At 37.7% G+C, this 5,687-nt stretch carries 5 protein-coding genes and 1 pseudogene; 4 read left to right on the forward strand and 2 right to left on the reverse strand.

The window, feature by feature from the left end:
- The 4 genes and pseudogenes from ACYQ4S_RS10530 to ACYQ4S_RS10545 form a co-directional block, all read left to right on the forward strand.
- On the forward strand, positions 1 to 596 hold a 596-nt coding region (locus ACYQ4S_RS10530; protein ID WP_459771028.1), incomplete at its 5' end, for a Mu transposase domain-containing protein.
- A complete protein-coding gene (gene istB / locus ACYQ4S_RS10535) occupies positions 586 to 1,323 on the forward strand; it encodes an IS21-like element helper ATPase IstB (protein WP_459771030.1) in 738 nt (245 codons plus the stop codon). The genes ACYQ4S_RS10530 and istB, both read left to right, overlap by 11 nt.
- Before the next feature lie 150 nt (positions 1,324 to 1,473).
- A pseudogene (locus tag ACYQ4S_RS10540) lies at positions 1,474 to 1,896 on the forward strand (PTS transporter subunit EIIC); the annotation flags it as partial.
- Between the two features lie 94 nt (positions 1,897 to 1,990).
- Complete coding sequence (locus tag ACYQ4S_RS10545; RefSeq protein WP_459771032.1) at positions 1,991 to 3,454, forward strand: glycoside hydrolase family 32 protein; 1,464 nt, start codon at positions 1,991 to 1,993, stop codon at positions 3,452 to 3,454.
- Between the two features lie 68 nt (positions 3,455 to 3,522).
- Here the strand turns inward: ACYQ4S_RS10545 and ACYQ4S_RS10550 are convergent, their stop codons facing one another.
- Complete coding sequence (locus ACYQ4S_RS10550; protein WP_459771033.1) at positions 3,523 to 4,011, reverse strand: PTS sugar transporter subunit IIA; 489 nt, start codon at positions 4,009 to 4,011, stop codon at positions 3,523 to 3,525.
- Between the two features lie 169 nt (positions 4,012 to 4,180).
- A complete protein-coding gene (locus ACYQ4S_RS10555) occupies positions 4,181 to 5,524 on the reverse strand; it encodes a 6-phospho-alpha-glucosidase (RefSeq protein ID WP_459771035.1) in 1,344 nt (447 codons plus the stop codon).
- Positions 5,525 to 5,687: the final 163 nt, after the last annotated feature.

Consider the following 5,687-nt stretch of genomic DNA (forward strand, 5'->3'; position numbering starts at 1 on the left):
AAGATGCAGGGTTCAGAACAATGGTCTGTCGCCCTTTTCGCCCCCAAACAAAAGGCAGCGTAGAAGCTCTCGCTAGAACAATGGACCGGTTACGGGTTTACAATCATGAATTTTATGATTCGACAGACCTCATTCGAATCGTTGACGAACTTTGTGATGAATTAAATTCGGAAGTGTCTCAAGCAACGGACGAGATTCCTGATATACTTTGGAAAATTAATGAAAAAGAGCACCTCCATAAGCTAAAAGATGACTTGTTAAATCCTTATTTTGAAGACTCTATTCGCCGTAAAGTCACAAAGGAAGCAATGGTCATTTTCCGCAAATGTAGGTACTCTGTAGACCCTCGTTATATCGGAAAAGAAGTTGACTTGGATCTTTCCGAAAACGAAGAGCACGTGCACATTTATTATAACGGAGAACAGATTCGTTCGCACCCACTTACCACAAAAAGATTGAACTATAACCAAGAAGATTTGGTTCAGATACTTAAATCAGATGTCATGAGCCACAAAGAAGAAGATGACATCCAAGAACATATTAAACGAAGTTTAAAGCAATATGATTTACTGGAGGTGCCTTCGAATGAGCAGTAACTATCAAAATCTATTAAATAATCTAGAGGCCTTGAATTTAAAACATATGAGAGAATATGTGCCAAACTATATTGAAATTGCCAATCGGGATGAGCTTTCTTTAACAGAAGCTCTTCTAGAATTAACTAATCAAGAATTAGACTTTCAAACGAATCAGACTGTGGAACGTGTCATCCAGCGCGCACACTTTCCCAAACGGACATCACTTGAAGAATTTGATTTCAACTTTCAACCAAGCGTTAACAAAAAAGAGATTCTAGACTTGAAACATATGGCTTTTATGGAGAAAAAAGAAAACTTAGTTTTCATTGGAAACCCTGGTGTAGGGAAAACACACCTTGTCATTGCATTAGGCATTGAAGCATGTCATCAAGGCTACCGTACGCTGTTTATCAGTTGTCATGAATTACTTTTACGTCTTCGTTCTGCCTTTGAAAAAGGGACCGTCGATCGTGTTCTGAAACGATATGCCAAATATGATCTTTTGATCATTGATGAAATAGGTTATTTACCAATTCAAAAAGTTGAAGCTAACCTCTTCTTTCAACTATTAACGATGCGTTACGAAAAAAAATCAACAATGATTACGACAAATATTATCTTATCTCGATGGGGGGAGCTATTTCAGAATTCTGAAATAGCCGCCGCTATTCTTGATCGCCTGGTTCACCATGTTAAAGTCTTCAAGATTACTGGAAAATCATATCGTATGAAAGGGAAAATATAAATGGACTTCTAAATTAGACTGTCAAAAACCTACATTTTTATTCTGTCAAAAACCTACAATTTTATACTGTCCTTGACACACAAATAACTAAAAGAATCTTTCAGGTGCAAAATTGTGTAGTTTATCGCTGCAATGTTGTGTAGAAAAGTCTTGCAAAATACAGCTGACACAGGTGTCAATGTATTTAACCCAATTATTTCTGCCGCTATGGCTGCTCAAGGTGGAGCTGCATTAGCAGTAGGATTAAAGACAAAATCGAAAAAATTAAAAGCATTATCTGTTTCATCATTTATTTCCGTATTATTAGGAATTACAGAACCAGCTATTTTCGGAGTAAACTTACGTTATGTTAAACCGTTTGTTTTAGGATTAATTGGTGGAGCAATCGGTGGATTATTAGCTGCTTTATTCGGATTACAAGCAACTGGAATAGGAATCACTTTAATTCCGGGAATGCTGTTATACCTAGATGGCCAATTATTCTTGTATATCCTTGTCATGCTTATCTCAATTGCTTCAGGATTTATTCTTACATGGTTATTTGGTTACTCTGACAAAATGTTAAACAAATAGAATTTTTCGGAGGGGTGTGTGAATCGGGCAAAAAGCGCCCATTTCACACACCCCTCCGAAAAACTTAAACTTTTATTGAAAGGGAGCAACTTATATGGAGTGGACAAGAGAACAGAAGTGTCGAAAGCTAGAAGATGCAACAATAGATGAATTAACCCTGTTAGAAAAACAAGTTGCTCAATGTCCTTGGCGACAAACATTTCATATTCAACCGAAAACGGGGCTTTTAAACGATCCCAACGGACTAGCATTTTACCAAGGAGAGTACCATATCTTTTATCAATGGTTTCCACTTGGACCAGTTCATGGGCTTAAATATTGGTATCATCTTAAATCAACGGACCTTATTAACTGGCAAGATCTCGGAATTGGAATTACACCAGATCAATATTATGAAAATTACGGTGCATATTCAGGAAGTGGTTTTGAGCATGATGGTGATCTTTATTTAATGTATACTGGCAACCACAGGGATGAAAATATGGTACGTCACCCGATGCAAGCCATCGCTATTATGAAGCCAGATGGACAGATTGAAAAATTATTGGAACCAGTCATAAAAGATGTGCCTGAAGGTTATACGGAACATTTCCGTGACCCGAAAGTTTGGGAACAAGACGGAATTTACTATGCAATTATCGGGGCGCAACGACAAAATGAAACTGGATGCACGGTTCTTTACTGTTCAACTAACGCAATGGAGTGGACTTTCCTTGGTGAAATCAAGACAGAATTAGATCATTTCGGCTATATGTGGGAATGTCCAGATTACTTTGAGCTAGATGGTAAAGGTGTTCTAGTGTTTTCACCACAAGGATTGGAACCGACAGAAGATAAATATCAAAATATTTATCAAACAGGTTTTCTTATCGGAGGCACACTAGATTTACAAACACACACATTTTCTCACGGGGAATTCAATGAACTAGACAATGGCTTTGATTTTTATGCGCCCCAATCATTTGAGGATGACAAAGGTCGTCGAATCATTGTCGGATGGATGGGCTTGCCTGACATCGACTATCCTACTGACAAAAATGGTTGGGCTCACTGCTTAACATTGCCACGAGAGCTTAAAATCGTCAACAATCGCCTCCACCAAGTTCCTGTTTCAGAACTTGAAAATTTAAGAAAAGAAGAACAACACCTTTCTTCCATAGTGGATAATAATGTTGTTGAGTTAGGGGCAGGCGTTCAACATGAGCTAGAATGTGAATTTACTCATATTCACGCACAAGAAGTAGGATTGCAGTTACGAGCAGGTAATGGTGAACAGACCATCCTGAAATACGATACAGTCAACAAAAAAATCATTTTAGATCGAAGTGAGTCTGGTATGGAAGTTGCAGTAGATTATGGAACGACACGTCAGGTTCCCTATGACGGGGAAAGCTTAAAACTGCGTATCTTTATGGATACTTCCTCCATTGAAATTTTCATCAATGATGGCGAATTTGTGATGACATCACGGATTTTTCCAACTAATGATGATAATAAAGTTAATATTTTTGCGGTCAATGGTTCAGTGGAAACGGAATGTAGGAAGTGGGACTACTAATATCGATTCCTAGAAATTCAAAAAAGCTGTGAGAAAAAACAATTCTATCTCACAGCTTTTTTGCTACATCACTTCTTTTCTAGTGTCATGACTGTATGATTACCTGCCTGCACTTCTTGGCATTCATCTTTGCGGACAATTTCTATTTGATCACCGTTTGTAATAACTACTAGTGTTACTGTACTTGTTGCCTTTTCATCGATTAACTCCAAATCAAAAGTTATTAATTTTTGTCCAATTTTTATCGTGTCCCCCTCTTTCACAAATGTCTCAAATCCTTCACCGTTCATATTCACTGTTTCAAGTCCAATGTGAATTAAAATTTCTGCTCCAAAATCTGACTGAATTCCTACCGCATGTTTTGTCGAAAACACTTGAATTACTTTTCCCTCAACTGGTGATACTAAGACACCCTCTGTTGGAATAATCCCTAGACCATCTCCCATCATTTTTTGTGCAAAGACTGGATCTGGTACTTCTGATAATGGAATTACTTTCCCTGTCAATGGTGCTACTACAACCTCTTCTTTTTGCTTCTTTTTAAATAATCCTAACATTTTCTATCTCTCCCATGCTCAACATCTTTTTAGTAGGAACACTTAACAATAGGATGACAATAAATCATTCCCTTTCTTTAAATCCTTTACCTTTAAGAGGGTTCAGTTCCCATTTGCGAGAAATAAGGACTGAACCCTTCCATTTTCCAAAATTTAAGATAAATAACTGTTATCCCAACTCTGGCCAGAAATCTTTATTTGCTTCAATTAAATCATCTAGGATTTGTTTTGCTACTTTTGCACTTGGTACAGTTTTAGATAGGGTAATTGCCTGCCATAGTTTTGTGTACGACTTCTCTGACCATGCTTCTGCCACAAGTTTCTCTACAGCTACCTGTTGCTCCATTAATCCTTTTTGGAAACGTGGAATTTCTCCTTGTGTAATTGGTTCCGCACCGTTACTTCCTAAGATACAAGGAACTTCTACCATTGCAGTTGGCTCAAAGTTTGCAATCGCACCTTTATTCTCTACAATCAATAGCATACGCTCGTTCGTATTGTGGGCAATCGCACGGGCTAAATCTACAATGTAAGATGCGTGCTCATCAATTTCTAGTGTAGTCCCCTCTGAATTCCCTTTTTCTACAATTTTTTGACATTCACCAAAGACATGTTTCTCACGACCATCCATTACCATGTTTGCCCGAGTATAACTAGGATCTGTATGTGCCACCACTTCATCAGCCATGAAGTAATATTTTAAGTAGGTATTAGGCAACATATCAGGTGATAGCGGATAGAACTCTTTTACTACACCAAACGTACGCTTCCAGCTTTCATCATCATGCTGAGATTCACCTGCAGCCTCAAGCATCTCAGGGGAAGGTCCATAGCCATATTTCGCTACATGTTCTTTTAAACGAGGCATTAAATCATTACCATCTTTATCGCGAATGTCTGTCCACCATCCAAAGTGATTTAAACCAAAGTAACGTACAACCATATCTTTTCGTGATTTTAAACCTAATCCTTGTGCCATACGCTCTTCAATACCAATTGGCATATCACAGATATTGATTACCTTCGAGTCTGGTTTTAATAAACGACAAGCCTCCGCAACAATTGCAGCAGGATTGGAGTAATTCAACATCCATGCATTAGGAGAGTATTTTTCCATAAATTCAATAAGTTCCAATACTCCACCGATAGAACGCATTCCGTATGCAATTCCACCAGGTCCGCATGTTTCTTGTCCAACTACGCCATATTTCAGTGGAATCTTCTCATCCTTTTCACGCATTGCATATTTTCCTACACGAATATGTGCCATGACAAAATCAATGTCAGTAAAGGCAATCTCAGGATCAGTAGAAGCAACAAAATCAATATCAGGCGCTTGTTCTTTTAACATAATCTCACAAGCATCGGCAATCACCTTTTGGCGCTCTCCATCATTATCATAAAACTTAATCGTACGAATAGGAAATTTATCTAAATTATCCAATAACATTAATACAATTCCCGGTGTAAATGTACTTCCTCCACCTGCAATACAAACTGAAAACTTCTTCATAATAAAATTCCTCCAATAAAATTAAGTATTGTTATTTACTCAAGTTTTGCAGTTAAAAAATAGCCTTTGACCCTTGGTGTCATTGACTTGGTACCGATTATTATGCCGCTTTTGATATTTGATTCAGCTGATTTTCTTTTAAAAATGGCTTGAAGAGTTCCGG

This window comes from Alkalibacterium sp. s-m-28 (assembly GCF_054658175.1).